23 protein-coding genes are annotated in these 26,111 nt (G+C 58.3%); 14 read left to right on the top strand and 9 right to left on the bottom strand.

Features of this window, described 5'->3' with window-relative positions:
• Positions 1-189: 189 nt before the first annotated feature.
• A complete protein-coding gene (locus KT71_RS06215) occupies positions 190-2,673 on the top strand; it encodes a hypothetical protein (RefSeq protein ID WP_008296303.1) in 2,484 nt (827 codons plus the stop codon).
• A 125-nt stretch (positions 2,674-2,798) separates the two neighbouring features.
• Here the strand turns inward: KT71_RS06215 and KT71_RS06210 are convergent, their stop codons facing one another.
• Positions 2,799-3,284 carry a BLUF domain-containing protein gene (locus KT71_RS06210; RefSeq protein ID WP_023660419.1) on the bottom strand — a complete coding sequence of 162 codons (486 nt, stop codon included), beginning with the start codon at positions 3,282-3,284 and terminating at the stop codon, positions 2,799-2,801.
• Between the two features lie 201 nt (positions 3,285-3,485).
• On the opposite strand from KT71_RS06210, the gene acsF reads away from it, so the two are divergent.
• A complete protein-coding gene (gene acsF / locus KT71_RS06205) occupies positions 3,486-4,550 on the top strand; it encodes a magnesium-protoporphyrin IX monomethyl ester (oxidative) cyclase (protein WP_008296305.1) in 1,065 nt (354 codons plus the stop codon).
• Positions 4,551-4,645: 95 nt separating this feature from the next.
• Here acsF and KT71_RS06200 read toward each other — a convergent pair whose 3' ends face one another.
• The 5 genes from KT71_RS06200 to ppsR all read right to left on the bottom strand — a co-directional run bounded on the left by KT71_RS06200 (position 4,646) and on the right by ppsR (position 9,945).
• Positions 4,646-4,921, bottom strand: coding sequence for a hypothetical protein (locus KT71_RS06200; protein ID WP_008296306.1), 276 nt, complete (start codon positions 4,919-4,921; stop codon positions 4,646-4,648).
• A 54-nt stretch (positions 4,922-4,975) separates the two neighbouring features.
• Positions 4,976-6,172: a geranylgeranyl diphosphate reductase gene (locus KT71_RS06195; protein ID WP_040362893.1), complete on the bottom strand. Its 1,197-nt coding sequence runs from the start codon at positions 6,170-6,172 to the stop codon at positions 4,976-4,978.
• A 7-nt stretch (positions 6,173-6,179) separates the two neighbouring features.
• A complete protein-coding gene (locus KT71_RS06190; RefSeq protein ID WP_008296308.1) occupies positions 6,180-7,538 on the bottom strand; it encodes a BCD family MFS transporter in 1,359 nt (452 codons plus the stop codon).
• Entirely contained in the window at positions 7,535-8,449 is a 915-nt protein-coding gene (gene chlG, locus KT71_RS06185) for a chlorophyll synthase ChlG (RefSeq protein WP_008296309.1), read from the bottom strand. The genes KT71_RS06190 and chlG overlap by 4 nt, the downstream gene beginning before the upstream one ends.
• A gap of 131 nt (positions 8,450-8,580) precedes the next feature.
• On the bottom strand, positions 8,581-9,945 hold the full coding sequence (ppsR, locus tag KT71_RS06180) for a transcriptional regulator PpsR (RefSeq protein ID WP_008296310.1): 1,365 nt from the start codon (positions 9,943-9,945) through the stop codon (positions 8,581-8,583).
• A 281-nt stretch (positions 9,946-10,226) separates the two neighbouring features.
• On the opposite strand from ppsR, the gene bchF reads away from it, so the two are divergent.
• The 12 genes from bchF to KT71_RS06120 all read left to right on the top strand — a co-directional run bounded on the left by bchF (position 10,227) and on the right by KT71_RS06120 (position 24,781).
• Positions 10,227-10,745 (top strand): 2-vinyl bacteriochlorophyllide hydratase, encoded by a 519-nt coding sequence (bchF, locus tag KT71_RS06175; protein ID WP_023660417.1) that lies wholly within the window; start codon positions 10,227-10,229, stop codon positions 10,743-10,745.
• Positions 10,742-12,037, top strand: a complete 1,296-nt coding sequence (locus KT71_RS06170; RefSeq protein WP_008296312.1) for a ferredoxin:protochlorophyllide reductase (ATP-dependent) subunit N — start codon at positions 10,742-10,744, stop codon at positions 12,035-12,037. The genes bchF and KT71_RS06170 overlap by 4 nt, the downstream gene beginning before the upstream one ends.
• Before the next feature lie 3 nt (positions 12,038-12,040).
• On the top strand, positions 12,041-13,615 hold the full coding sequence (gene bchB, locus KT71_RS06165; RefSeq protein WP_008296313.1) for a ferredoxin:protochlorophyllide reductase (ATP-dependent) subunit B: 1,575 nt from the start codon (positions 12,041-12,043) through the stop codon (positions 13,613-13,615).
• Positions 13,587-17,345, top strand: a complete 3,759-nt coding sequence (locus tag KT71_RS06160) for a magnesium chelatase subunit H (RefSeq protein ID WP_008296314.1) — start codon at positions 13,587-13,589, stop codon at positions 17,343-17,345. Before bchB ends, KT71_RS06160 begins: the two co-directional genes overlap by 29 nt.
• Positions 17,342-18,259 carry a ferredoxin:protochlorophyllide reductase (ATP-dependent) iron-sulfur ATP-binding protein gene (gene bchL, locus KT71_RS06155; protein ID WP_008296315.1) on the top strand — a complete coding sequence of 306 codons (918 nt, stop codon included), beginning with the start codon at positions 17,342-17,344 and terminating at the stop codon, positions 18,257-18,259. The genes KT71_RS06160 and bchL overlap by 4 nt, the downstream gene beginning before the upstream one ends.
• Positions 18,259-18,960 carry a magnesium protoporphyrin IX methyltransferase gene (gene bchM / locus KT71_RS06150; protein WP_008296316.1) on the top strand — a complete coding sequence of 234 codons (702 nt, stop codon included), beginning with the start codon at positions 18,259-18,261 and terminating at the stop codon, positions 18,958-18,960. The genes bchL and bchM overlap by 1 nt, the downstream gene beginning before the upstream one ends.
• Positions 18,957-20,384 (top strand): BCD family MFS transporter, encoded by a 1,428-nt coding sequence (locus KT71_RS06145; RefSeq protein ID WP_008296317.1) that lies wholly within the window; start codon positions 18,957-18,959, stop codon positions 20,382-20,384. Before bchM ends, KT71_RS06145 begins: the two co-directional genes overlap by 4 nt.
• A gap of 27 nt (positions 20,385-20,411) precedes the next feature.
• Complete coding sequence (puhA, locus tag KT71_RS06140; RefSeq protein ID WP_023660416.1) at positions 20,412-21,179, top strand: photosynthetic reaction center subunit H; 768 nt, start codon at positions 20,412-20,414, stop codon at positions 21,177-21,179.
• Complete coding sequence (puhB, locus tag KT71_RS06135) at positions 21,176-21,835, top strand: photosynthetic complex putative assembly protein PuhB (RefSeq protein ID WP_008296319.1); 660 nt, start codon at positions 21,176-21,178, stop codon at positions 21,833-21,835. The genes puhA and puhB overlap by 4 nt, the downstream gene beginning before the upstream one ends.
• A 21-nt stretch (positions 21,836-21,856) precedes the next feature.
• Positions 21,857-22,366, top strand: a complete 510-nt coding sequence (puhC, locus tag KT71_RS06130; RefSeq protein ID WP_023660415.1) for a photosynthetic complex assembly protein PuhC — start codon at positions 21,857-21,859, stop codon at positions 22,364-22,366.
• Positions 22,363-23,190: a putative photosynthetic complex assembly protein PuhE gene (puhE, locus tag KT71_RS06125; protein WP_008296321.1), complete on the top strand. Its 828-nt coding sequence runs from the start codon at positions 22,363-22,365 to the stop codon at positions 23,188-23,190. Before puhC ends, puhE begins: the two co-directional genes overlap by 4 nt.
• 247 nt (positions 23,191-23,437) lie before the next feature.
• The gene (locus tag KT71_RS06120) at positions 23,438-24,781 is read left to right on the top strand and encodes a radical SAM protein (protein ID WP_008296322.1); all 1,344 of its coding nucleotides are present in this window, start codon (positions 23,438-23,440) and stop codon (positions 24,779-24,781) included.
• 106 nt (positions 24,782-24,887) lie between these two features.
• On the opposite strand, the gene idi is transcribed toward KT71_RS06120, so the two are convergent.
• From idi to pufB, 3 genes are all read right to left on the bottom strand, one after another.
• Positions 24,888-25,538: an isopentenyl-diphosphate Delta-isomerase gene (gene idi / locus KT71_RS06115; protein WP_008296323.1), complete on the bottom strand. Its 651-nt coding sequence runs from the start codon at positions 25,536-25,538 to the stop codon at positions 24,888-24,890.
• A 159-nt stretch (positions 25,539-25,697) separates the two neighbouring features.
• Positions 25,698-25,889, bottom strand: a complete 192-nt coding sequence (gene pufA, locus KT71_RS06110; RefSeq protein WP_023660414.1) for a light-harvesting antenna LH1, alpha subunit — start codon at positions 25,887-25,889, stop codon at positions 25,698-25,700.
• A 70-nt stretch (positions 25,890-25,959) separates the two neighbouring features.
• On the bottom strand, positions 25,960-26,103 hold the full coding sequence (gene pufB / locus KT71_RS20010) for a light-harvesting antenna LH1, beta subunit (protein ID WP_008296325.1): 144 nt from the start codon (positions 26,101-26,103) through the stop codon (positions 25,960-25,962).
• Positions 26,104-26,111 lie beyond the last annotated feature (8 nt).

Here is a 26,111-nt window from a genome sequence, read left to right as displayed (position 1 = left end):
GGATTGTGGTAGCCTGTCTAGCGTAGCTGAACCCTGTCGGTATAGAGTAGGCAGGCATCAGGTAGCCAACCAGCGGGAGTGGGAGCGGTCCGGTACCGCCGAAGAGCGGCTCGGCCATCCCCAGAGGGGACGATAATGATTAAGGGCCTTCGCACACTGTGCAGCCGAAGGGGCGCCGTAGGCGTCGTCATGAGCGCTATGCTCGCAGTTTTGAGCGCCTGCGGAGGCGGTGGCGGCAGCGGCGGCGGTGGGGGTTTCCTTCCCGGCGACGGTGACAGCGATCTCACTTCTTACACCATCACTCTTACGACCGTTGATGCCAGTGGTAATCCTACTACCGAAGTCAGCGAAACCTTTCCGGTAACACTTCGTGTGGAAGTGAAAGAAGACACCTTTGACGCTCCAGCAGTCAGCGGACTGGTAGTCCTCGCGACTGCTGACTTTGCAGTTGTGTCGCCTGCAAACGGCCAGGCTCTTACGAATTCTGAGGGCATCGCAGAATTAGAGATTCAAGCAGGCCCGACTCTTGGGGCAGATACAATAACCGTGACGGCTGAAAGTCCAGCAGAAACTGTAACTGCGACTATTGGCATTGAGATTACTCGGACCGGACTAACCTTAGGCCATTTTAGTGGTACCAGCTTTATCGCCAATCAGATTGGCTTAAGCAATACAGATTTGGCGTTTAGAGGCACCGCCGAAGTTCGTCTTGCAGTCGTGGACGAAGAAGGTCAGGCAGTAACAGGCATCCAGCAAATTAGACTCTCAAGTGCTTGCTCGTTAAGTGGGCAGGCCAGATTTAGACCTCTGGGAGACACGAGCGACGGAACGACTACCCTCACTGTCGAAACCACAGACGGACTCGCTCAGGCAGAGTATGTATCGGGCAGTTGTGAGGCTGGCGACGAATTGAGCGCAGAACTCATTGGCGGTGACTCATCGGCCAGCGGGACAGTCACAATTGCCTCGAGAGACGCAAACTACATTGGATTTTTCTCCTCTGACCCCTCTGAGGGCCAGGAAGGTACGGACCGAACGATACTGGCGCTGCGCGGCACGGGTGGACCGGGTCGACCTGAGGTTGCGACGGTCACATTCGAAGTTTTAGAGTCGGCGGTAGTACTTGCTACGGGAGATCCTCAACCCGGTGAACCTGGCTATATCGACCTTGATGGCCGCGCACCGCTCTCGGGCATCAATGTTAACTTCGAGCTCACAAATGAGCTTGGAGGCGTAACTTTGCTTAACTCCTCCGCCGTCACAGACTCGCAAGGTCTTGCGGTAGTCGAAGTTCTAGCAGGCAGCGTACCCTCCTCCACTCTAGTTATCGCTAGTTTTGAAGCACAATTGGAGTCAGGAGCGTCGGCACCCCAATCGGCAACATCCAACCAAATAGTTGTCAGTACCGGAATCGCGGACCAGAATTCTTTAAGCCTCAAGGCGGAGGAATACTACGTTCCTTATGCGGCTGACGTTGATGGCATATCCGTAGTAATCACAGCGCAGGTCGCGGATAAGTTCAACAACCCTGTCCCAGATGGAACCAGTGCGGTTTTCACTACCGAGTACGGAGATATCGACGCATCCTGCCTAACCGGCGAGAGCAATGGCGCTCGATATCAAAGCTTAATAGACACAAGTCCTCCGCCCAGAGGTACTTGCCGTGTTTTGTGGGTAAGCCAAAATCCGCGGTTCCCCACGCTTAACGCCTCGGCACTACAGACAATCGAAGACGATGGCAGCTATTCCTGCGCCAGTTTCATAGGCGTCGATGGCCCATGCCCAGACGATCTTGGTGCAGGCAGAGGACTTCGTTCGACGGTATCCGTTACCGTCCTAGGAGAGGAGTTTTTCGTTGATGCCAACGGCAACGGGCAGTACGACGAGTTCGAGTCGTTTGAAAATCTGCCGGAAGCATTTAACGACCACAACGAGGATGGCGTTTATACCCCTGAGCTGGGCCCCAATTGTCCACCACCGAGCACCTCGGAAAACTGCGCAGCGGCTGGTGCTGAAGAGGAGTTTGTAGACCTCAACGGAGACGGCATCTACAGCTTGAACGTTGATCCAAGCACAGGGGAAGGTGTCTACAACGGGAGCCTCTGCCCCGAGAGTGGGGACGGAGTCTTTTGTAGTCGATCTCTGGTGAATACCCGGCGCGACCTCGTGCTGACCTTAACCTCCCGTGCCTTTAATTTGTTTGTTGGAATCGTTGACGCTACGCCTCCGGCCAGCCAGGACGATAGTTTCAGTGAAGGCAACCAATACAGGCTTTACATCTCCGATCTTTACAACAACAGCCCTGCAGCAGGGGTCTCAAGTCCAAACACTCCAGCTGCCAACGGCACGATTATCGAGTTGTCAGCGTTAGGAGATTGTCAATTCACTGAGTTCACTGACGGATACGTGAGCGGTTCACAAGCAAGCGTGACCGTCACCGAGAAAAATGGTGAGGTCGGTGCATTTGAGATGAGCTTGGCAGTGACGGGAGAGCCCACGGGCCAAGGCGGGCAAGTTGTCGTGACCGCGCAGGGCCCCGGCATCAAAGCGCGGGATGCTGCAAACGCCACTCCCCCGCAACCAGCAGCCACTACTCGACAGGAAGAGGTAGAAATTGCGCGTTTTCCCTGCAGAGTGTTCGTGGGAGATAACGATCTGGTACCGGGGGGCTAAAAACTGCTCTGAGGGGCTTTGCCGAAACCCCAAAACGATAATGGGGCTTAAATTTTACTTTAAGCCCCATTCTTAATCACTTAATGTCGCTGAACCATCCCGTTTCAACCAGTTCGCGCTTCCGGTCACTCCATCACGCTGAACAACAGCGCCAGCTTCTTGGTTCTTGATAAGGTCTGAAGAAACTCCCGGGCGGCGGGCGTATTACGCATTAAATCCGAAAAGCCCGGCATCGCGCTGAAGTCCTGGCCATCCAGCTCGATAAAGGCCATGCGCCAGTCGTTGTACTCGCGGTTCTGTATGGGCCCCTCTGTCACCACCTCTACTCTCTCGTGCCGAAAATCCTTGCTGATCTTCTCAAAAAGGGCCTTCACTTCCTCTTTGGCGCCCTCCAGAACCTGAAAAAAAGAGTCCTGTCGGTGCAGCAGCACGCCGGTAACGCCCAGTTGCGCGTTCTTCTCCCGCGCGACCTCAAGGATATCGAGCATCTGCGCATTGTCCAAAGGCCTCGTTTGGGTACTAACATAGCCAAGGCTGTACAAGGCGGGCTCCTTAAGCGACTCAACGTCGCTGTCTGATTGTCTGTCGGGCTTGCCGGATTGCTTCGCCACTGGCCCTCCCCGGCACACGTGGTTACGCCTGGTGGACAGCTGCGCATACGATCATACAGCAAAACTGCAATTAGGCCTTGAGAATTTCAGTATAGTTAACTATTCTTGACAATATAATAGTCAAGTTTAGTTGACACTTTTTGAGCGAAGGCGCCGCGACAGGCTGCCTGTACAAATTAAGCCAAGCTGAGAGAACTGCCCATGAACGCACCGATGCAAACCGCCAAGATCAACGACACTACCGAACAGGCTGTGCGCAGCGAGTTGCTCGCTCCCCGATTTTACCGCACCGACTACAACTCCGTGGGTAAGATCGATGTGGAGCCCGTGCGTCAGCAATGGGACGCCATGATGGAGGAATACAAGGAAGACCGGAACCGCGGCCATTTCCGCCAGGAGTTCGAGTACGATGCCACCACCCTCACCAGCGATCCGGAACTTCACGAGGAGTTCATCGACTTTCTTACCAGCTCCATTACCGCCGAATACTCGGGCTGCGTGCTCTACCAGGAAATCAAGAAGAACATTGATAACCCCGAGATCGCCGACCTCATGGGCTACATGGCGCGCGATGAGTCCCGCCACGCGGGTTTCATTAACAAGGCACTGAAGCAACTGGGCGTTGCGGTGGATCTGGGCTTTCTGAAGCGACAAAAGGAATACACCTACTTCAGACCCAAATTCATTTACTACGCCACCTATCTTTCAGAAAAAATTGGCTACGCGCGTTACATCACCATCTATCGCCACCTTGAGAAGCATCCCGAGCAGCGTTTTCATCCGATCTTTAACTGGTTCATGGAATGGTGCAACGACGAATTCCGCCACGGGGAATCCTTTGCCCTCATGATGCGCGCGCAGCCCGAGCTCCTTAGGGGCCACAACAAGCTGTGGATTCGCTTCTTTATTCTGGCAGTCTATTCCACAATGTATGTTAGGGATCACAATCGACCCAAGCTCTACGAAGCCCTGGGCATGGATCCCACGGAATTTGATTTTCGGGTCTTTGACATCACTACGGCCATCACCCAGCAGGTATTCCCCCTGTCCCTGAATACCGACGACCCACGCTTCCGCCGGGGACTGGAGCGACTCCGGGATATCAGTGCGAAAGTTTCGGCTACCAAAGAGCGCGGCGGGGTAATGGGCCGCATCAAGGCTGCCGGTCTGTCTCTGTCAGCGGGACTGGTCTTTGCGCGGCTCTACTGCCTTCCTGCCAAGCACCACGAACTGCCCGAAGACTTCCGCATGGAACCGAGCTGGTAACAGGCTGACGGCGCACAACATTTGCGGCAGAGCTTCTCTGCCCGAATTTCCACACATTCCCACAGGATTCCCACAGAAATAACGTGGGTAGCCTCTCAGCCATGCCAGCGGCTGCCATATCCCATGAGATGAGCTATACCCGCGGCCGCCAGGGCCAAGCCCAGAAACTCCTCGGGCGCGTCTGATTGTGCCAGTCGCAGGGCGATGACAAGAAAGGCGCCCGCCATCAGCGGCGACAACCAGGCTCGCGGCGGCGAACCCACCCCGCGCCAATAACGGACACTCAGGAACAGAAATTCACAGCAGACCAGTACCAGAATCAATTCGGCGGCATGACCGCTGGCTAGAAAGTCCTTGATTACAGGTAACATACCCGGACCATCCTTAGAGCCGTCAGGTGCAAGGAGGCTGCGTCAGCCCGGGGGTCAGGCGCGCGCCAGCCCCAGTAACTCCGCAAGATCCTTGAAGAAGATTTTTACATGGGCCGTGGGGCGCTCTCGGACGAGTTCCTTTTGCGTATAGGACTGCCAGGTGAGGTATTGGATATCCGGGTCGCGGCACATTTTCACGAACTTCTCCCGGCGCTTGTCGCTGCCATACCAGAAGCGCTGGAGCAGCCCCAATACAAAAAACACCTTCCCGTGAAGTTTCATAAAACGCTTTCGCGCGGTTTTCAGGGCGGCGGGATCGTGACTGAGAAGAAAGGCCTCTACGGCGTCAGCGGCGAGACGCCCTCCCAGAAGCGCATAGTAAATGCCCTCTCCCGACGCCGGCGCCACCACGCCGGCGGAATCGCCCGCCAGAAGCACGGCTCGGCCGTCATCCCAGCGCTTCAGGGGTTTCATGGGAATAGGCGCACCCTCCCGGCGCACGGTTTTGGCCGTGTCGAGACCCACGTCTTTACGCAGCATCTCCACCGCCGCCGTGGCGGAATAATTCTTCTGGGCACTGCCTGTACCAATGCTGGCATGCTTGCCGTGGGGAAACACCCAGGCATAAAAATCCGGGGACAAACGCCCCTGGTACCAGACGTCACAGCGGGTTTCCTGATAGTCCGCTCCCTGCTCCGGCGTGGGTGCCTCTACGATCTCGTGATAAGCGAACACACACTTGAGCTTGTCGCCGCCGGGAATGCATTGAGCGCCCACCCGGGACTTGGCACCGTCGGCGCCGATAACGGCCCGTGCAATCACCTCGTGCTCTCCGCCACTGCCGGACTTATCGAGATAGCGCAGGCGCACGCGCCCGTCATCCTGATAGAAAAGCGATTTGTAGGCACCGATTTGCAGGGTCGCCCCCGCCTCGACGGCGCGCTCCCGAAGAAAGGGATCAAACTTATCGCGATCCACCATGGCCACATAGGTATCGCCCACGGGCATATCTACCCGCTGATCCGCAGGCGAAATCATCCGCGCGGAGCGGATCCTGGCGACAATCTGCTCCGCCGGAATATTGAATTGCTCCACCGCGCGCGGGGGAATGGCGCCACCGCAGGGCTTGATGCGAAAGCCACGCTCGATAAGCAGGACTTTCTTTCCCGACTTACTCAGGTCATAGGCAGCGGTCGCACCCGCGGGGCCACCGCCGACAACGACCACGTCGTATTCGGGCAAACTATTCATCGAAGACTCATCGTGCATCAAGCACCTCCACCATCGCGATCTCACCAAAGCTCGGCACCGGGCGCTGAGCGCCTGACTCCGCCGGTCGCAATCGCATACCGATTCCCGCGGCGACGACGAACATCACCGCCTCGAGACTGAAAACCAGGCCATAGGCCATAACAGGATCGCCAATAAAAATGCGACTCACATCAATGGCGACCGTTCCAAGAAAACCACCCAGGGCAAATGCAATCGCCTGCGACGCCCCCCAGAGCCCCATGCGCAAACCCTCGGCGCCGGCTTTTCCGGCACTTGCGAGACTCATCATGGAAGCGATGGCAGCAACGGCGAAAGCACCGTTAGCGACACCTAAGAGAAAGACATTTCCACCGAGAGGCCAGGTGCCGGGGAAGCCTCCGCCTACGGCAATTGCCGCCAGAAACACAGCGGATGCGAGACAACCGCCGATAGTCCAGTGCCGCAAAACCGCGGTATCGGCGTTCTTGCGGATCATCGTTGCCGCCGCCACGAGAATCATCCCCAGCAATACCCCGCCGTGCTGCAATCCCGACAGGGATGTGGACTCTCCCGGCGTCATAGAGAAAACCGTGCCCGCAAAGGGCTCAAGAATCAGGTCCTGGGCGCTGTAAGCGAGCATGGAGACAAACACAAAAATCGTGAAACGCCGGGCTTCGGGCTCCTGCCAGACCTCCCGGAGCGCCCTGGAGAAACTGCCGTGACGCGCGCTGAGCGCCTCGCGATCCTGATGACTCAGGGCCGTTTTCGGCTCCAGTCGAAATACCGACACAAGGGTCAGCAACAGAGCAATCGCTGATACCGTCGCCGTAACCGCGAGTAAGCGCATAGGTGTAAAGGGATCAAGGTACTGCCCCGCCACGCCGGCGGTCACAGCAAAGCCTGCAATCATCATGATCCAGACAATGGTCGCGGCGGCCGCTTTGCGATGGGGTGCTACATGCTTTGCCAGGGTTACGAGGGTCGATGTTCCTGCGGCGCTGGCTCCCAGACCAATAGCAACAAAGGCCAGCGTTGAGACCACCAGCCCCCAGAACAGGTCCGTGGCTATCAACACGGTGCCCGCAGCAGCCGCAACACCTCCGAAAGCAAGCACAGCCATGCCGCCGATAATCCATCCCGTTGTTCGGCCACCCACATCCGAGCCGTGACCAAAGCGGGGGCGGGACATCTGCACCGCGTGGTGAATCCCTACGAGAATGCCCGGGAGCATGGCAGGGAGCGCCAGCTCCACGACCATCACACGATTAATCACCGTCGTTGTTAAAACAATAATGGCACCCAGACTGGTTTGCACCAGACCCAGGCGAACAATCCCCGCCCAGCTCAGCCCGAGCGACGTCGTCATAGCCAGGACACCGTGCCACGGAGCGCGAAAGCGCTGAGCATCATGCCCAGAACATAAAGCGTCACACCCGTACCGTTGTACCAGGGGGCCAGACCGAGGGGATCTTTAAGCATCTTGATCATCGCAAGACCCTGTGAAACCAGGGAACAGGCAATACCCGCCGCGGCGACCACGTGACCCCACTGAAAGAGCAAGGCGATAACCACCACCTGCGGAACGGCCATCACCACGCAGGCGAGGCGGGCAGCGCGGTCTGCACCGAGACTTGCGGGAAGGGACTTGATCCCGATACGGCGATCCCCCTCGATGGATTTGAAGTCGTTAAGAGTCATGATGCCGTGGGCGCCCAGACTATAGAGACCCGCCAGCATGAGAATCTGGGGCGACGGCATGACACCGCCGAGCATCACCGCAGCGCCGGTTATCCAGGCAAGCCCCTCGTAGCTGACGCCCACCGCCAGATTGCCATACCAGCCATTCAGCTTGAGTCGCAGGGGTGGGGCACTGTAGGCCCAGGCCAGGAAAAGCCCCACCAGGGTCGCTCCAAACACCCAGGTTCCCAGAAGGGCGCTGAAACCCAGAGCCAGTATCGACCAGGCAATGGCGTAGTAAAGCCCCCACTCCCCCGGCACTCTGCCCGAGGGGATAGGGCGGTTTGGCTCGTTGATGGCATCGACATGACGGTCGAACCAGTCGTTGACGATTTGACTGCCGCCGCACACCAGGGGTCCCGCCAGGATCACACCCGCGACGACCAGCGCCGGATTCTCACCAAGAGACTGCCCTGAAGAAACTGCACCACACACAAACGCCCACATGGGTGGGAACCAGGTAATGGGCTTTAACAGTTCAATAAGCGCTTTGGGCTCGGGAAAAGCGCGGGGAGGCGTCGTAAGGTCGGCAGGCTGCATGAGGTGTAATATAGAACCGACACTTTATAGTGTCAATTTTAATTGACGCTTTTATACTACTTTAATCTGTACACCTGAATAAGGCTCCTACGAGGTCATCAGATGATAAGTGCCGCCGATCGCCAAACTCCTCACCGAGGATCGTCATCGCCACCGATATTGAAGCGACGCAGCTTTGCGTACAGGGATTGACGGGAGAGACCCAGCAACTCCGCGGCCGACGCACGATTATCCTGGGTGACCTCCAGTGCCGTCTCGATACAAAGCGCTTCGATGAGATCAGTGGACTCACGAACAAGATCCTTGAGAGGAACCCGCCCTACCCGCTGGGTCACCTGCTCGATCGAGCCGGGCAACTTCGCCGATACGGGGTGATCCCGCGCCACACGACGCTCAACATCGCGAATAAAGAGGGCATAGTCCGCACCATCGGGCTCATCCAGGCGACAGGCAGAAATCTCCACCTCGGCGGGGCTACCGGCCTGGGGCATGAGCGTAGAAGAGAAGAGCTTAACGACGGACTTATCGCGCAGGTTGGACAGCAGCACACTGAGGTCCACACCGCTGCGTCCGAGCCAGCGGTCGGCGGAATGGCCGATGGCCTGCTCCTCAGCCACCAGTTGCGCAAGCTCCAGAAAACTATTGTTGACGGCCATGATCCGGCCCTCGGTATCCGTCAGCACCACCGCATCCGGCGCGTTACGCACCATCTCCTGAAGGTGGACGCCGCTGACCGCACCGGGGCTATGCACCGCGGCATCCCGGGTGCCCAGACGGAGAAGGAAGCGCTCCTCCCCTGCCTGGCGCAAAAAGCTCGCAGACACATCAACGCGGGTCTCGCCATCCTCCAACAACAGATTATGCAGCTGAGAGCGACCCACGGTGCGTGTTTCAGCCATCATGTCCTGGAGCGCGCGAGCGGAATCTCCATCGAGACCTCGAGGGAACACCTTACCCACCAGCCCCTTATCGCCCTCGGAGAGAAGCTCCACCGCGCGGGGATTGGCTTCCAGCACCCGAGAACTCAGGGCGTCGAGGACAAGCACCGCATCTCCCACCATGTCGAACAGGCGTCGGTAACGGGTTTCCACCTGACGCAAACGCCAATAATCCTGCTCCAGGGCCTGCTGGGCATTCACCAACTGCTGACGCAGACTGACGTCGGAGCGGAGGTCCTGCCCCACGAAAAAGATTTGTTCCGCCTCGCCAGCCATAACCTGATACTGCACAGGCAGGCCGTCGGGCACACCCTCAAGACGATGGACAAGATCCACACGACCATCGCGACCCTGCATTGCCTGCACCAGGGCGTTGTCTACCCGATCGATGCGATCCTCACTGCCATCAAGGAGCGTGTCGGACAGCGATGAACCCACCCACAGATCCGCAAGATCTTCGGGCAGCTCGGCACTCCAGGATTCGACCCCCAGAATAACGCCGCCCTTATCCAGCGTGAGCGCAAGATCCGCGACGCGCGAGAGGAGACCGGCCAACACAGGCTTAGGTTGCTTGGCTAGCAAAAACGCTCATCCAAAAAGTAGACAAAAATACGACAAGAGACGCCGTACACCCAGAAAAGGTAGGCGGCGGGCGTAATTATGGCACGCGTAAAGCATGGTTAACACCGTTGCCAAGACCCATAGATTTACAGTAAAGACCAGCGACCAGGAAGTGTCAATTCTTTTACACGCATCAATGTGTAAATTATAATTGACATAGAGGGCTGCCAGCACTACATTCATCCATGAATAGGCAAGCAAAGGCAGAGGTCTGCTTAATGGCTTCACAAAACAAGCAGGGAAGGCAAAACGCGCCGCTATATACGCCGGAACAACGGCAGCGCCGCGACGCCACTCGCTGGACGTTGATACAGGGATTACTCGCACCCCTGCAGTTTTTAGTTTTTCTTATCAGCCTGATATTGGTGATCAACTACCTGATCAACGGCTCAGGTCTCGAAGCCGCCGCAACATCCGTGGTCATCAAAACGATCGTGCTTCTGACCATCATGGTGACCGGCGCGATCTGGGAAAAAGTTGTCTTCGGACAATACCTGTTTGCCCCGGCGTTTTTCTGGGAGGACGTGGTCAGCTTTGGCGTCATCGCGCTTCATGTGGCCTATGTGCTGTGCTGGCTTGCGGGCTACGGAACGCCCCAGCAACAGATGTGGATTGCCCTTGCGGCCTACGCCACCTACGTCGTTAATGCTGCACAGTTCCTGCTGAAACTGCAGGCTGCGCGCCGGGACGAGCCCACCGTCGACATGCAACTGGAACTACAAGGCGCGCTTAAATGACCGAGGCGGTACTCGCGACGGACAACAGGGCGGCTTCCACCGCACCGGCCATCACCGTTGAACGCGGCCAACGCGCCGTTTTCTGCGGCCTCACTTCTATTGTGTGGCTCCATCGCAAAATTCAGGATGCGTTCTTCCTGGTGGTGGGCTCCAGAACCTGCGCTCACCTCCTCCAATCCGCAGCGGGCGTCATGATTTTCGCCGAGCCACGCTTTGCGACGGCGATTCTCCAGGATCGCGATCTTGCGGGGATGGCCGACTGTCATGAAGAGCTGGATCGCGTGGTGGAAGAGCTCCTGTCTCGCCGCCCCGAAATAAAAACACTTTTTCTGGTGGGCTCCTGTCCGTCGGAAGTCATCAAGCTGGACCTCAATAACGCCGCCAGTCGCCTTCAAAGCCGTCATAGCGGGCGGGTACGCATGGTGGCCTACAGCGGCAGCGGCATCGAAACCACCTTCACCCAGGGCGAGGACAAGTGCCTCACGGAGTTGGTTGAGTCGGCCAGGGCACCCGTAAACGGAAGCCAGAAGGAAAGTCCCGCTCTGATTATTGCGGGCACGCTTTCAGACATTGTGGAAGACCAGTTTCAGCGTCTTTTTGACGAACTGGGTATCGGCCCCATCGCCTTTTTACCGGCCCGAAGCGGCGACGCCATGCCCCGCGCCGGATCCAATACGCGGGTTTTGCTGGCTCAGCCCTATCTCACAGAAACCGCGCAGGCTCTCAGAGGCCAGGGTGCCAAGGTGCTCAATGCGCCCTTCCCCCTTGGCGCCGAGGGTAGCCTGCTGTGGCTAAAGGCGGCAGCGGACGAATTCGGTGTGAGCGATGAACGCTTCGAAGAAGTCACCGCTGCACCTCTGGCCCGTGCCCGTCAGGCCGTCGGTTATCAGCGGGAGAAACTCCGGGGCAAACGCATCGCTTTTTTGCCGGACTCCCAACTCGAGTTATCCCTCGCACGCTTTCTCGCGCGGGAATGCGATATGAACGTTGAATCCATTACCACGCCGTTTCACGACCCGCAGATTATGGCGAGTGAACTCGCCCTCTTCGGCGAGCATCCCGACATGATTGAGGGCGGCGACCTTGAGTCGCGCCTGGACCATGTGCGCGCACTGCGACCGGATCTCACGGTCTGCGGCATGGGCATTGCCAATCCCCTGGAAGCCGAGGGTTTGCGCAGCAAGTGGTCCATCGAACTGATCTTCAGTCCCATACAGGGCTTTGACCAGGCGGGTGACCTCGCCGGCCTGTTCTCCCGCCCCCTGGCGCGCGCAGCGCAGTTGGAGGTTTAGAGCATGGAACTGTCCCTCTGGACCTACGAAGGCCCACCCCACGTCGGGGCCATCCGCATTGCAAACTCCATGCGCGGCGTTCACCTGCTCCTCCACGCCCCCCAGGGGGATAGCTACGCCGATCTTTTATTTACCATGATCGAGCGGGATAACCACCGCCCCCCGGTCACCTACACAACGTTTCAGGCACGGGATCTTGGCAGCGACACCGCTGAACTGGTGCTGCGCAGCATTCATGCGGCGGTGGAAAAACACAAACCCCAGGTTTTGCTTGTGGGCGATTCCTGTACCGCCGAGCTGATTCAGGATCAACCGGGGTCCCTGGCGAGCAGCAGCGGCTTATCGGTGCCGGTAGTTCCCGTTGAGATGCTGGCCTATTCCCGCAAAGAAAACTGGGGTGCCGGTGAGACTTTTTACAGCCTGGTGAGGGGACTTTTGCAAAATCGCGTGCCCGCACCAGGTAGCGAAGCACCGCCTCGCACGAACGAACAACCCAGCGTCAATCTTCTGGGACCGAGCTCTCTGGGCTTTCGCTGTCGCGACGACGTACGTGAAGTCACCCAGCTGCTCAACGATATGGGCGTTCGCGTCAACGTCTGTGCGCCCCTTAATGCCTCGCCGCACGACTTGCTGCGCCTTCCCGAGGCCGATGCCAACGTCTGCCTTTACCCGGAGATCGCGGGACCGGCCTGCGACTGGCTCCACCGCAATTTCAAGCAACCCACGATCAAAACCGTACCTATTGGTGTCGGGGCCACGCGGGAATTTGTTGCGGAAGTGGCAAAGACCCTGGGCATAGACCACACGCCGGATAGCGAGGCGTCACGCCTGCCCTGGTACTCACGCTCCGTGGACTCGACCTACCTTACGGGCAAACGAGTGTTTGTCTTTGGCGATGCCACGCATACGGTGGCGGCCGCCCGCATTGCCCACGAAGAGCTGGCATTTGAAGTGGTCGGCATGGGTACCTACTCCCGCGAGCAGGCACGATCCGTGCGCGAAGCCGCCAAGGAACTGGGTCTTGAGGCATTAATCAGCGACGACTATCTCGAGGTCGAACGCGTGATCAGCGAGCTGCAGCCGGAGTTGGTCCTCGGCACACAGATGGAGCGGCATATTGCCAAGCGTCTGGGCGTGCCCTGCGCGGTGATTTCTACACCGGCGCATGTTCAGGACTATCCCGCACGCTACTCCCCGCAAATGGGCTATGAAGGCGCCAACGTGATCTTCGATAGCTGGGTGCATCCCCTGATGATGGGCCTTGAAGAACACCTCCTAGCGATGTTCCGCGATGACTTTGAATTTAACGACGGCGCCCAGCCGTCCCATTTGGCTGCTGAGGGCGTTAGCACCCGCAGTGAAGCGCCCGCGGTAAACGATGCCAGCCACGGCGAAGACGACACAGGCGCCAGCGCTGAGCTGACCTGGGATCTCAACGCAGAGCGGGAACTCCGCAAAATTCCGTTTTTTGTGCGGGGTAAAGCCAAACGCAATACCGAAAGATTTGCCGCAGACAACGGCGTAAACGTGATCAAAGTGGATACGCTCTATGAAGCAAAAGCCCACTATAGCCGCTAAAACAGCTGTGACAGCGCCGGAAAAAGACGCGCTGAACTTTGTCGTCATTACCCTGGATAACCACGTCACCAGCAGTATTTCCCGTGCCGCAAAGGATCTCCAGAAAGACGCCCCGGGACTCAGGGTAAAGGTCCACGCCTCCGCCGACTGGAATGGGGAAAACGAAGCCTTAAAACGCTGCAAAGCCGACATTGCCACAGGTGACATTGTTCTGGTCACCATGATGTTCATGGAAGATCAGATCAATGCGGTGCTACCGGCGCTTCAGGAGCGCAGAGATCACTGCGATGCCATGATCTGCGCCATGTCCGGCGCCGAAATCATGAAGCTCACGCGCATGGGCAAGTTTTCCATGGACGGAGAAGCCACCGGCGCCGTGGCTCTCCTCAAGCGTCTGAGAGGCAACACCGGCAAGGCGAAAAAACCACCCGGTGCCCAGCAGCTTACGGTGCTCCGACAACTACCCAGAATTCTTCGCTTTATCCCGGGCACGTCCCAGGATGTCAGAGCCTATTTTCTGACCCTGCAATACTGGCTCGCGGGCTCGGAAGAAAACCTCCGTCGAATGATCGCCTACCTAACCGATCGCTATGCCAGCGACGAGCGCAGTGCTTTTAAGGGAACCCTCAAAGCCGGGAACCCTGTCGATTATCCCGACGTAGGACTCTACGACCCCCTCGCCAAGAAACCCATCTTCGAAAAACTTGGACGGCAGTCCTCCAGAAAAAACCAGATCGGTACCGTGGGCTTGCTGATCATGCGCTCCTATGCGCTGGCAGATAACACCGCCCATTACGATGCGGTGATTGCAGCTCTTCGGGCGCGCGGCCTGAAAGTCATCACCGCTTTTGCCAGCGGGCTGGATGCCCGCCCCGCTGTGGACGCCTATTTCATGAAAGATGGCGAGCCCAGCATCGACTTGCTGCTATCCCTGACGGGGTTTTCCCTGGTCGGCGGTCCCGCTTACAACGATTCCAAGGCAGCGGAAGCCATGCTCGCCTCCCTGGACGTGCCCTACATAGCGGCCCACGCCCTGGAGTTTCAAAGTATTGAGCAATGGGAAACATCGGGGCACGGCCTCATGCCCGTTGAGGCCACCATGATGGTGGCAATACCCGAACTCGACGGCGCCAGCGTGCCCTCCATCTTCGGTGGCCGCTCAGATCTCGCCTCCCAGACAACAGCCAATGGCGACACCCACGCCATGCAGCCCCATACGGAACGGGTTGATGCCCTGGCTGATCGCGCCCTCCGTCTGGTGGAACTGCGCAAGACACCGAAAGATGAGCGTCGCGTAGCCATGGTGATCTTTAACTTCCCGCCCAATGCAGGGAACACGGGGACCGCCGCGAATCTATCCGTCTTTCAGTCGCTCATGAACACCCTTCGGGCGCTCCGCGAGGACGGTTATCGCGTTGATCTCCCTGAATCTGTGGATGCCCTTCGCGAAGCCATTGTGGAAGGTAACGCCGCGCGCTACGGCGCCATGGCCAATGTCCACACCCTGATTTCCTCGGATGACCATGTCACCCGGGAACCGCATCTGGAAGAAATTGAAGCCCAGTGGGGTCCGGTGCCCGGCAAGCAGAATACCGACGGTCGCTCCCTGTTTGTGCTCGGCGCGCAATTCGGCAACGTGTTTATCGGCGTGCAACCGGGCTTCGGCTACGAGGGCGATCCCATGCGCCTGCTCTTCGAACGCGGGTTTTCTCCTACCCACGCCTTCTCAGCGTTTTACCGCTATATACGCGAAGACTTTGCCGCGCATTCGCTCCTGCACTTCGGTACCCACGGCGCCCTGGAGTTCATGCCGGGCAAGCAATCGGGCATGAGCGACAGCTGCTGGCCCCAGCGACTCATTGGCGACATTCCTCATTATTATCTTTACGCCGCGAACAATCCTTCGGAAGGCATGATTGCCAAGCGCCGGGCGGGCGCCACGCTCATCAGTTACCTGACGCCGCCGATTACCCGCGCAGATCTTTACAAAGGTCTGCAGGAACTGAAGGAAACCATCGAGCGCTGGCGCATGGGCGCCGACGACAGCGCCGATGTTCGCGCTGATCTCGCGGCGGTTATCCAGGCGCAGGGCGTTGAACTGGACCTTTGCAGTGAGACACCCGCCTGGACCGAGGCAAGCAGTACCGAGATCGAATCCCTTCGCTGTTCCCTCATCGAGCTCGAAGAAACGCTGATTCCCTATGGTCTCCATGTATTGGGGGAGACGGGTTCGGAAGAAGAGCGCAAGGATATGCTGACCGCCGTGGCTCAGGCGGGACACGAGCTGACTCTGGATACAGCGCAGGTTGACGCACTGGAGCATGGGGACACCGAGGTTTTCAGGAAACTCCTGGAGGCCGCCAACCCCGACCGGGAAGATCTGGCCGAGGCGATTCACTCCCTTACGCACACCGCAGAGCAACTCCACCGCAATCCGGAAATTAAAGCCATACTCCACGCCATGGACGGGCGCTTTATTGCCCCGGCGCCGGGCGGCGATCTTTTACGCACCACGGACATACTGCCGACGGGCCGGAACCTTCACGGTTTTGACCCCTACCGTTTGCCCAGCAAGTTTGCCATGCGCGAGGGTTTGCGACAGACCGCCAATCTTCTGAGTAAGCACGCGGAATCCGGTGGCGCTCTTCCGGAAACCGTTGCCCTGGTGTTGTGGGGCTCGGACAACATGAAGAACGAGGGCGGCCCCATCGCCCAGGCCCTGGCACTCATGGGTGCGGAGCCACGGATTGATGGTTACGGCAGGGTAAGCGGCGCCAAGCTCATATCGCTGGAAGAACTGGGTCGCCCCCGGGTGGACGTGATCATGACGCTTTCGGGCATCTTCCGGGACCTCTTACCCCTGCAGACGCGGATGCTCGCCGAGGCCAGCTTTCTTGCCGCTTCCGCGGATGAGCCCCTGGACATGAACTACGTGCGTAAGCACACCCTCGCCCAACAGGAAGAGCAGGGCTGCGACTTTGAAACCGCCGCCTTGCGGGTATTCAGCAATGCCGATGGCGCCTATGGCTCGAACGTGAACCTTCTTGTAGACGACAGTCGCTGGGAAGACGATGGCGAACTCGCGGACGCCTACACCTCCCGCAAGTGTTTTGCCTACGGTCGGGATGGCAATGTGGCACCCCACGCCGAACTTCTCAATAGCATGCTGTCTACCGTCGATCTGGCCTACCAGAACCTCGACTCCGTAGAGGTGGGCATCACGTCTCTGGACCAGTACTTCGATACCCTGGGCGGCATCAGCCGCGCCGTAAAACGCGCGCGCAACGGCCAGGACATCCCCGTTTACATTGCGGACCAGACTTCCAGCAGCGGCAAGGTCCGCACCCTGGAAGAGCAGGTCGCCCTGGAAACCCGTACCCGGGTGCTCAATCCGAAATGGTACGAAGGTATTCTCGAACATGGCTTTGAAGGTGTGAGGCAGATTGAAGCTCACATCACCAACACCCTGGGGTGGTCGGCCACCACCGGTCAGGTGGCCCCCTGGGTTTATCAAAGCATGTCCGAAACTTTTATTCTCGACGAATCGATGCGCGATCGCCTCGCGCAACTCAATCCTCATTCTGCCATCAAGGTCGTCAATCGCCTGCTTGAAGCCAGCGATCGTGACTATTGGCAACCAGACCAGGAGAGTCTCGACGCATTGCATCGTGCAAGCGAAGATCTTGAAGATTGGCTGGAAGGTATACCCAGTGGAGTAGTAGCGGCATGAACAAACCCATCAACATCCCCGTACAACAGGTCGATCCCAATGACAGTCGCGGACTGGACGGGGATGGAAGCCTGCAAGTACATCTGGACCCCGACGTCCAGATCGACAAGGCCAAGGTGTTCGCCATCTATGGCAAGGGGGGGATTGGCAAAAGCACGACGTCTTCCAATTTGTCTGTGGCCTTTTCGAAACTCGGAAAGCGCGTCATTCAGATCGGCTGCGATCCCAAGCATGACTCCACCTTCACCCTGACCAAGGCGCTCATGCCCACGGTGATCGATGTGCTGGAGTCCGTGGAGTTTCACTCCGAGGAGCTGACGCCCGCCGACTACATGTATGAGGGCTACAACGGCGTCATGTGTGTAGAAGCAGGCGGCCCACCGGCGGGCACGGGTTGTGGTGGTTACGTCGTTGGACAAACGGTCAAACTTCTAAAGCAGCATCACCTCCTCGATGATGCCGACGTCGTGATCTTTGACGTACTTGGCGATGTGGTCTGCGGTGGCTTTGCCTCGCCCCTGCAGCACGCGGAGCGGGCCCTGGTGGTCACCGCCAACGACTTCGACTCCATTTTTGCCATGAACCGCATTGCCGCGGCTATCAAGGCCAAATCCAAAAACTACCCCGTACGCCTCGGTGGCGTGATCGCCAACCGCAGTTCCGGCACCGATGAGATCGATCGCTTCAACGATGCCGTGGGACTCAAGCGTCTGGCCCACTTCCCGGATCTGGACGTTATCCGTCGCAGTCGCCTGAAGAAGTCCACGCTTTTCGAGATGGACGATACCCCCGAGCTCATCGCGGTGCAGCAGGAATACCTCAAACTCGCCACGGCGCTGTGGGACGGCACGGACGCCCTTGACGCCGAGCCCATGAAAGACCGCGACCTCTTTGACTTCCTGGGATTCGATTGATGAGCGATAACAGCTATGTTCAGCGTCGCTCCGAGATAGAAACCTATTTCGACCGAACGGCGTCCGATGCATGGACCAAATTGACCTCCAATGCCCCCGTGAGCCGCATCCGTCAAACAGTTCGGGCCGGCCGGGACGAGATGCGCAACACCCTGCTCTCCTGGTTACCCGATAACCTCGAGGGATGTCGCGTTCTGGATGCGGGGTGCGGCACGGGTGCGGTGGCTGTGGAGCTGGCCACCCGCGGTGCCCAGGTGTTAGCGGTGGATTTATCCGCCACGCTCATCGAGATCGCACGGGAGCGCCTCCCTTCCGACATCGGCAAGGGTCATATCGACTTTGAAGTCGGCGACATGGCGGCGCTGGCCACAGGCGAGTTTGACCATGTGCTGGCGATGGACTCCCTGATTCATTACGACGTCGCCGATGGCATTGAAGTGCTCAACAGTCTTGCTCCGCGGGTCAGCAAAAGCATGGTGTTTACCCATGCGCCCAGCACGCTACTGTTGGAGATCATGCACGCCACGGGAAAACTGTTCCCCCGGGGAGATCGCGCGCCGGCTATTCAGCCCGTGAGCCCCAAAAAGCTTGATCGCATGATCCAGACGCAGGAAGCCCTGAGCGCCTGGCAGCGCGGCCGCGTCTCCCGGGTCAACAGCGGTTTTTATATCTCTCAAGCCTGCGAGTTACGCCGCCAGTGAATTTGACCGCGATCACAGATCGTATTTTTCCATCGCAGGCGGTGCTTGCGCTGGTACCCTTTGCCGACGCCGTCAGCGGGGATCTTCCCCTGTCGCGATTGGCGCGCCTGTCCCTGTTTCAACTCAGCGTCGGCATGGCGCTGGTGCTTCTGAATGGCACCCTCAACCGGGTCATGGTTCTGGAGATGGGGCAGTCCGCGTGGCTGGTCTCCCTCATGGTGTCCCTGCCCCTGTTTTTTGCGCCCCTTCGCGCCCTGGTGGGTTTTCGCTCGGATCATCACAAATCCCTCCTGGGCTGGCGCCGAGTGCCCTATATCTGGGGCGGCAGCATGACCCAGTTCGGCGGCCTCGCCATCATGCCCTTTGCACTTATCGTCCTTGCGGACCCTGCCGCAGGGCCTCAGTGGCTCGGCCCCATGGCCGCAGCGCTGGCATTTTTGCTGGTAGGTGCCGGTCTTCACATTACCCAGACCGCGGGGCTTGCTCTCGCGACCGATCTTGCAACCGATAACACCCGGCCAAAGGTGGTGGCGCTGCTGTACGTGATGCTGCTGGTGGGAACCATCGTCAGCGCCCTGCTGTTCTCTGTGCTCCTTGATGACTTCTCGAATCTCAAACTCATCAAGGTGATCCAGGGCACGGCCATCGCCACCATCGTGCTCAACGCCATCGCGCTCTGGCGTCAGGAAAGCCTCATGCCCTCGCGCACGGACCCTGCACGCCCCCGTCCCAGCTTTTCTGCCAGTTGGGGTGCGTTTACCGAATCCACGCAGACCAAACGTTTACTCCTCGCCATCGGTCTCGGCACGGCGGCCTTCAGCATGCAGGACATTCTTCTCGAGCCCTATGGTGGAGAGATTCTCGGCATGTCCGTCAGCGCGACCACGGGCCTCTCGGCGATCTGGGGATTGGGCATGCTCATCGCATTTGCCCTGTCTTCGCGGCGTCTGAGCGGTGGTGCCGATCCCATACGATTGTCCGGCTACGGCGCTTCCATGGGCCTCTTTGCCTTTGCAGCCGTGATTCTTTCAGCGCCCCTGAACTCACCCTTTCTATTCAAGGTCGGCGCCGCCTTTATCGGTCTTGGCGGCGGTTTTTTTGCTGTGGGCACGCTCACGGCCGCCATGGCGCTAGGCAATGAAGAGGAAAAAGGACTGGCCCTTGGGGCCTGGGGCGCCGTGCAGGCTACGGCCGCAGGACTGGCAATCGCCCTGGGCGGTGCCCTGCGGGATTACGTCACCCATCTTGCCGTGAGCGGAAACCTCGGCAGCGCGCTGATGGATCCCGCGACCGGCTACAGCGCTGTTTACCATCTTGAAATACTGCTGCTGTTTGCAGCACTTATTGCACTGGGGCCGTTAGTACGCGGCTCCAGGCAAATCGGGCAAAAGAGCACTTTCGCTCTCCATGAATTCCCGAATTGACATAGACCCTGACAGGGAGGAACTGAAATGGGTACTGGAGCTATAACTGAGTACATTGATGTTGCACAGCTGACGCTATACGCGTTCTGGCTATTTTTCTTCGGACTCGTGGGGTATCTGCACCGCGAAAACAAACGCGAAGGCTATCCCCTGGTGGATTCTCACAACGAGAACTATCGCGGCGGTGACCTCTTTGGCATGCCCGAAGAGAAGACCTATATCCTGCCTCACGGACAGGGCACGCGCACGGCACCCAAGGAAGATCCACCGGAGTACGAACTCAAGGCAGAGCAAATTGTGCCGGCGCCGGGCTTCCCCCTCGAGCCCACGGGTAATGCCATGCTCGACGGCGTTGGACCTGCGGCCTGGGCGATTCGTCCGGAAGCCCCGGATCTCAACCATGACCATGGCACGCCCCGCATCATTCCCATGCGTATCGCCGAAGAGTGGACCGTCGAAAGCCGCGATCCCGATCCCCGCGGTCGACCCATTTATGGTGTTGATGACGTGCAGGGCGGCACGGTCACTGATCTCTGGATTGACCTCAGCGAGCCCTGCATCCGCTATCTGGAAGTCTCCGCCGGCGAACGTCGCGTGATGATTCCCATGACCTTCGCGCGCATCAAGTCCAACGGCGACGTCGTTGCCAAGTCAGTATGCGGCAGGCATTTTGCCGACGCTCCGACCACGGCCAACCCTGACTTTGTCACGCTGCAGGAAGAGGACAAGATCGGCGCCTACTACGGCGGCGGCTACCTCTATGCACTTCCGGAACGCATGGAGCCAGTGCTATGAGTGTGGGTGAATACGAAGATGAGCCCATCCGGGGTCTCCCGGACTACCTTCCGTCAGACGAGACCCTCGTCTGGCAGGGGGAACCCGACTTTAAAACCATGGCGCGGCGTGTTTTTCATGTGCGCAGTGTAGCCATCTACTTTGCAGTTCTCATTGTTGTGCACCTGGCCGTTCAGGCATCCGGTAATGCCTCCCTCGCGGAAGTCATACTGGGGAGCGCCTGGATGTTCGGGCTGGGTGTGTTGGCAGTAGGCATACTCTCCCTCCTGGCTTTTGCCTATGCTCGCACCACGATCTACACCCTCACGGACAAGCGTCTGGTGCTGCGTTTTGGCGTGGCGATGCCCATGATGGTGAACATCCCGCTGTCCATCGTCACGGCTGCAAACATGCGGCGTTACGATGACGGAAGTGGCGACGTTGTGTTGTCTCTACAGCAGAAGAAACGCCTCTCCTACATGATGCTCTGGCCCAATGTCCGCGGCTGGCGTATCAATCCCACGGAACCTGCGCTGCGCAGTATCGCGAATGTCGATGTCCTGGCGGAAAGCCTCGCAAGCGTTGTCAGCAGTGCAACATCCACGGATGGCCAGGAGAGCACCACGGTGTCGGGCCATGGGCAGGGTAATCACGGCGCTGCCCTCGGCGCGTCCTGATCCACGGGCAGAGGAAGACACGTGACTGAAGCCATGACACCCGAACAAAGGGTCACCCGAACCAACACCATGGATTCGGGCTCGCGTATTCTTCTTGCGGGCCTGGCGGTGTTCGTTATGGCCGTGCTTGCCGCTACGCTCATCGCGCGGCTTACGGGCTACTCCATGGATTCGGCCCCCGAGTCAGCGGTCATCGAGACGCGGGAGCTGGGGTTCCGGGATCTGCCCGACGGCGCCGTGGAAGTCTTCGAATGGCACAGCAAGAGTTCCCTCGCGACCATCCCCTCCGGCGAAGGTGCATTCCTCCGAGGCGTCGTGCGCAGCCTCGTGCGCCAGCGCCGGGGACTGGATTCCGGGATTGCCTCAATGTTCGAACTCAAGCGCTACGACGATGGACGACTGGTACTGGCAGACCCCGTTACCGCGGAAAGTATCGATCTCGTAGCCTTTGGTTCAACAAACATTGCGGTGTTCGCCGCTCTCATGGATGCCCCGCTGGACAGTAGCGCGGATTCTGTCGACAACTGGTGATTGATTATCTCCTAGCGCTGGGCACGGTCACCCTCGCATGGTGGATCAGTACGGGCCTGGTGCTTCTTCTCAACCGACTCGGGCCGCAATGGCAGCGCAGCAGTCTGTTATTGGTTACGGGCTTGGTGGTGCTGTCACTGGTGTATCTTCCGGGTCGCAGCGAAGACCGCACCGCCGCGGGTGCCCTCCTCGGCTTCGGGCAGGGGCTTGTCATCTGGGCGTGGCTGGAGATGACCTATCTCATGGGTGTCATCACGGGGCCGCGAAAAACCGCTTGCCCAGAAGGCGCGGGCACGGCTCGACGATTCTGGCTGGGATTGCAGACGAGCCTGTATCACGAGGTCTCCGTCATCGCGATGGTAGGACTGGTCGTGCTCCTTGCCGGTGACGGCCCCAATCAGGTTGCTGCCGCAACCTGCATCTCCCTCTGGCTGATGCGCTGGAGCGCGAAACTCAATCTGTTTCTCGGTGTGCGGAACTACAACAGCGACTGGTTCCCGGCGCATTTGCAGTATCTTGACAGCTATACTCGCCGCGCTTCAATGAACCTGCTTTTCCCCCTCTCGGTGACCATCGGGACCGCTACCGCCGTTGTGCTCCTCGCTCAGGCCATGGCCACGGTGGACCCCTTCCTTCGCAGCGCCAACCTTCTCGTCAGCGCTCTTTTAAGTCTTGCGGTTCTCGAGCACTGGTTTTTGATGTATCCCTTCGGCGAATCTGTGCTTTGGCGCTGGGCGCTTTCGCCCGCCTCTGAAACAGATCAGCACAAGCCCAGCACCGCTGTTAACGACGTTTCAGGGATGCCGTTAACCAAACACTCTTAGTCCAAATCGTTGCGAAAAACCACGATGCTCATGCATTTATATTTTCTGGCAGAACTTGAAAAAAATTACGCATGGCGCTATTTTTAGGCTCGCACGTTGATGAATGCCCCGATGCTTGGCATCCATCCTGCCGTAGGCAAGACCTGTCCCTCCTTGTATTGACCCGTCTTCTTCTCCGTCACGGATCTGATAATAAGCCAAGCACTCGACCGAAGACGTTCACGAGTTGTGCAGAGGACCAGTCGCCATGGTAAACCGCGACAGCAAGGAAGCCCGGATGATTATTACCTCCGGGGGTATCGAACCCAGCAACACCAAGGTGTTCGACAGCGGCCTGAGCTTCGACCCGGCCGTATCGCACAATGATTACATTGCTGCGCTGGAAGAAGAAAAGCGCAACATCGATGAAGCTCTGTCTGTCTATATTCATTTGCCCTTCTGCCCGTCGCGCTGTCTGAGCTGCGACCACCAGACCACCGTTAGCCACGATCACAAGCAAATCGATCACTATCTCGATACGCTGGAGATCGAGGTACAGCTTGTCACGGACCACCTGGGTAGAAACCGGCGTCTGCAGCAACTCCATCTCGGGGGAGGCACACCGAATTATTTGTCGGAACTGCAGCTCGTGCGACTTGTGGACATTCTCGACAAGTACTTCGTTATTGACGCGCAGACCGAGTCATCCCTGGAGGCCAACGCCCATCGCGCCTCCGTGTCCCAATTATCGCTGCTTCACGGCCTTGGCTTCAGAAACCTGAATCTCGAGCTGCGAGACCTGGACCCTACGGTGCAACAGGCCCTGGGCAGGCATCAATCCTTACCCGTGGTCCGTGATGTGGTGGAAACCGCCCGACAGATCGGCTTTACCACCGTGGCTACGGATCTTGTCTACGGTTTACCTATGCAGAGCGCATCGAGCGTGCAGAAGACCGTTGAGGAATTATTGGCGCTTGAGCCTGATCGCGTATCCTGCTTTACCTACTCCCGCCGGGCCAATCACTTCCAGCATCAGCGGGCGATTGACTCCCGACAAATGCCCTCTATTGCCGACAAAGTCGCGATTTTCAGCCGTATTGTCGAAAAATTCTGTCAATCGGACTACGAATGGATTGGCCTCGACTGTTTCGCCCGCTCGCAGGATCGTATCAGCGAGGCGCACAGAACCGGCGCTCTTCACAGAAACTGGATTGGCTACACGGAGCAGACGGGCCGCGGTGTCGTCGGACTGGGCAGCAGCTCCATGACGGACCTTTCCAGTATTTGCGTGCAGAATCATGCGGATATCGAGCAATGGCGCGAGAGCCTGGAGCGCGGCGAGCTGCCCATGAGTGCAGCCGCGCGACTCAGCCCGAATCTTCGTGCCCGTCGCCACGCGTTGTCAGATTTGATGTGCAACCTCCATCTTGATGACGATCAGCACACGCTCCTCGACCCCAAGCAGGAATATCCTGCCCTGCAGGCTCTGAAAGAGGATGGGCTTGTGGAAATTGAGGGAGACAAGCTGACCATGACAGAAGCCGGGCGCTTCACTCTGCACCAGGCCTGGGGCGACTCCTCGCCTGTGTACCGTTGGCGCTCCTTTGCCTAGTGCTCCTTTGCCTAGCGCTCCACGGGCCTAGGCGCCTTTCCCTAGCGCTGTCTCACCGATACATCGTCGTCAAAGCATTCCAAGCAACCGCTGTTTTGACGGGTCTTTATGCGGCGCCTCTCCGGCCCGCTTCGATGCAGTCGCTGACGAATCGTTCCAACTGGGGGCGGTAAAGACCTCGAAGCGCAGACCATTCCTGGCGAAACCAGGGAGTAAGATCCTCCGGCCGCTCCACCAGCCAGGCATCCACATCATCCATCGCCAGCCAGCACCACTCCATCACCTCTTCCGCGTGGGGTGACACCTCCACCTCATCGACAGAGCGCGCCAGATAAACGTGGCACAGTTCGTGTTCACTTCCCACGGCTTCAAAATGCGCGTGGTACTCAAACTTGTACACCGGCGTCGACACTGCGGTGACGCCCAACTCTTCCCTAAGCCGCCGCGTTACCGCGGCATCAATGCTCTCACCCCGACGGGGATGACTACAGCAGCTATTGGTCCAGAAACCGGGCCAGAGGGGTTTGTGCTCACTCCGGCGATGGACCAGAAGGTGGCCGTGATGATCAAAGAGAAAAGCCGAAAACGCCCGGTGCAGGACACCCGCCCCCTCGTGAGTATTAAATTTATCGCGATAGCCAACGACGGTATCGTCGCTATCGACAAGAATAAGTTCTTCACTGGCAAAGGACACGGGAGCACGCATGACGCTGACGCTCGCTTTGTTTGTGCCTGACTCGTTGTTAATGTCGGACAAGATCGGCGCTCCTTTGAAGGTGAAACACGTTGAGCGCGCAATAGAACGCGCAATAAATTACGCAATATCTGACGGTAGGTACCGCGCAGTTGTTATTCAAGAAACGGTGCCCACGACCGGGGGAGGCCGTGGACACACTAAGTTGCATTGCCCAATGCGCTAGCTGCGCGAGGGGGGCAGTGCTTCCATGTGCTGGGCCGTTGAAGCACCTGCCATCGAATCACCTTCGATCCAGTTGTACTTCGCAGTGCTCAGCAAAACAAAATGGATCAAGACCGCTAGCGTAAAAAGAAAGATAGCGTTAGCTACCAGTATTCTACGCGGATCAAAAATCATCCAAATTTTATGCATGCTGCATCTCCTTTGTTTAGAACGACGCACCGAGGTGCAATCGCCGGTTCAGTGCCTAAATGAAAACCTGTTAGAGCCAAGGTCTCCAGGACCACACCAGAAGGTGTGCCACAACCGCTACTGCGGTGAATCCCAGAAAGCTTTTCACATACAAGCTGTGAAACTCCCGGGCGGCACCATCTGAGAGCCCTGTAAGGCTGCTAGAATCGCTCATGGTTATCT

This window comes from Congregibacter litoralis KT71 (assembly GCF_000153125.2).
GTDB classification, from domain to species: domain Bacteria; phylum Pseudomonadota; class Gammaproteobacteria; order Pseudomonadales; family Halieaceae; genus Congregibacter; species Congregibacter litoralis.
Note: the sequence above shows the minus strand (reverse complement) of the source record. Positions and strands in the feature narration are given on the sequence as shown.

Coding starts and splice junctions, on each gene's coding strand:
- puhA (WP_023660416.1), top strand. CDS start 20,412: ATGGGTACTGGAGCTATAACTGAGTACATTGATGTTGCACAGCTGACG.
- pufA (WP_023660414.1), bottom strand. CDS start 25,889: ATGCATAAAATTTGGATGATTTTTGATCCGCGTAGAATACTGGTAGCT.
- puhB (WP_008296319.1), top strand. CDS start 21,176: ATGAGTGTGGGTGAATACGAAGATGAGCCCATCCGGGGTCTCCCGGAC.
- KT71_RS06215 (WP_008296303.1), top strand. CDS start 190: ATGAGCGCTATGCTCGCAGTTTTGAGCGCCTGCGGAGGCGGTGGCGGC.
- bchF (WP_023660417.1), top strand. CDS start 10,227: ATGGCTTCACAAAACAAGCAGGGAAGGCAAAACGCGCCGCTATATACG.
- KT71_RS06120 (WP_008296322.1), top strand. CDS start 23,438: ATGGTAAACCGCGACAGCAAGGAAGCCCGGATGATTATTACCTCCGGG.
- bchL (WP_008296315.1), top strand. CDS start 17,342: ATGAACAAACCCATCAACATCCCCGTACAACAGGTCGATCCCAATGAC.
- chlG (WP_008296309.1), bottom strand. CDS start 8,449: ATGCAGCCTGCCGACCTTACGACGCCTCCCCGCGCTTTTCCCGAGCCC.
- bchM (WP_008296316.1), top strand. CDS start 18,259: ATGAGCGATAACAGCTATGTTCAGCGTCGCTCCGAGATAGAAACCTAT.
- acsF (WP_008296305.1), top strand. CDS start 3,486: ATGAACGCACCGATGCAAACCGCCAAGATCAACGACACTACCGAACAG.
- KT71_RS06200 (WP_008296306.1), bottom strand. CDS start 4,921: ATGTTACCTGTAATCAAGGACTTTCTAGCCAGCGGTCATGCCGCCGAA.
- KT71_RS06195 (WP_040362893.1), bottom strand. CDS start 6,172: ATGAATAGTTTGCCCGAATACGACGTGGTCGTTGTCGGCGGTGGCCCC.
- KT71_RS06170 (WP_008296312.1), top strand. CDS start 10,742: ATGACCGAGGCGGTACTCGCGACGGACAACAGGGCGGCTTCCACCGCA.
- KT71_RS06160 (WP_008296314.1), top strand. CDS start 13,587: ATGAAGCAAAAGCCCACTATAGCCGCTAAAACAGCTGTGACAGCGCCG.
- pufB (WP_008296325.1), bottom strand. CDS start 26,103: ATGAGCGATTCTAGCAGCCTTACAGGGCTCTCAGATGGTGCCGCCCGG.
- KT71_RS06190 (WP_008296308.1), bottom strand. CDS start 7,538: ATGACGACGTCGCTCGGGCTGAGCTGGGCGGGGATTGTTCGCCTGGGT.
- bchB (WP_008296313.1), top strand. CDS start 12,041: ATGGAACTGTCCCTCTGGACCTACGAAGGCCCACCCCACGTCGGGGCC.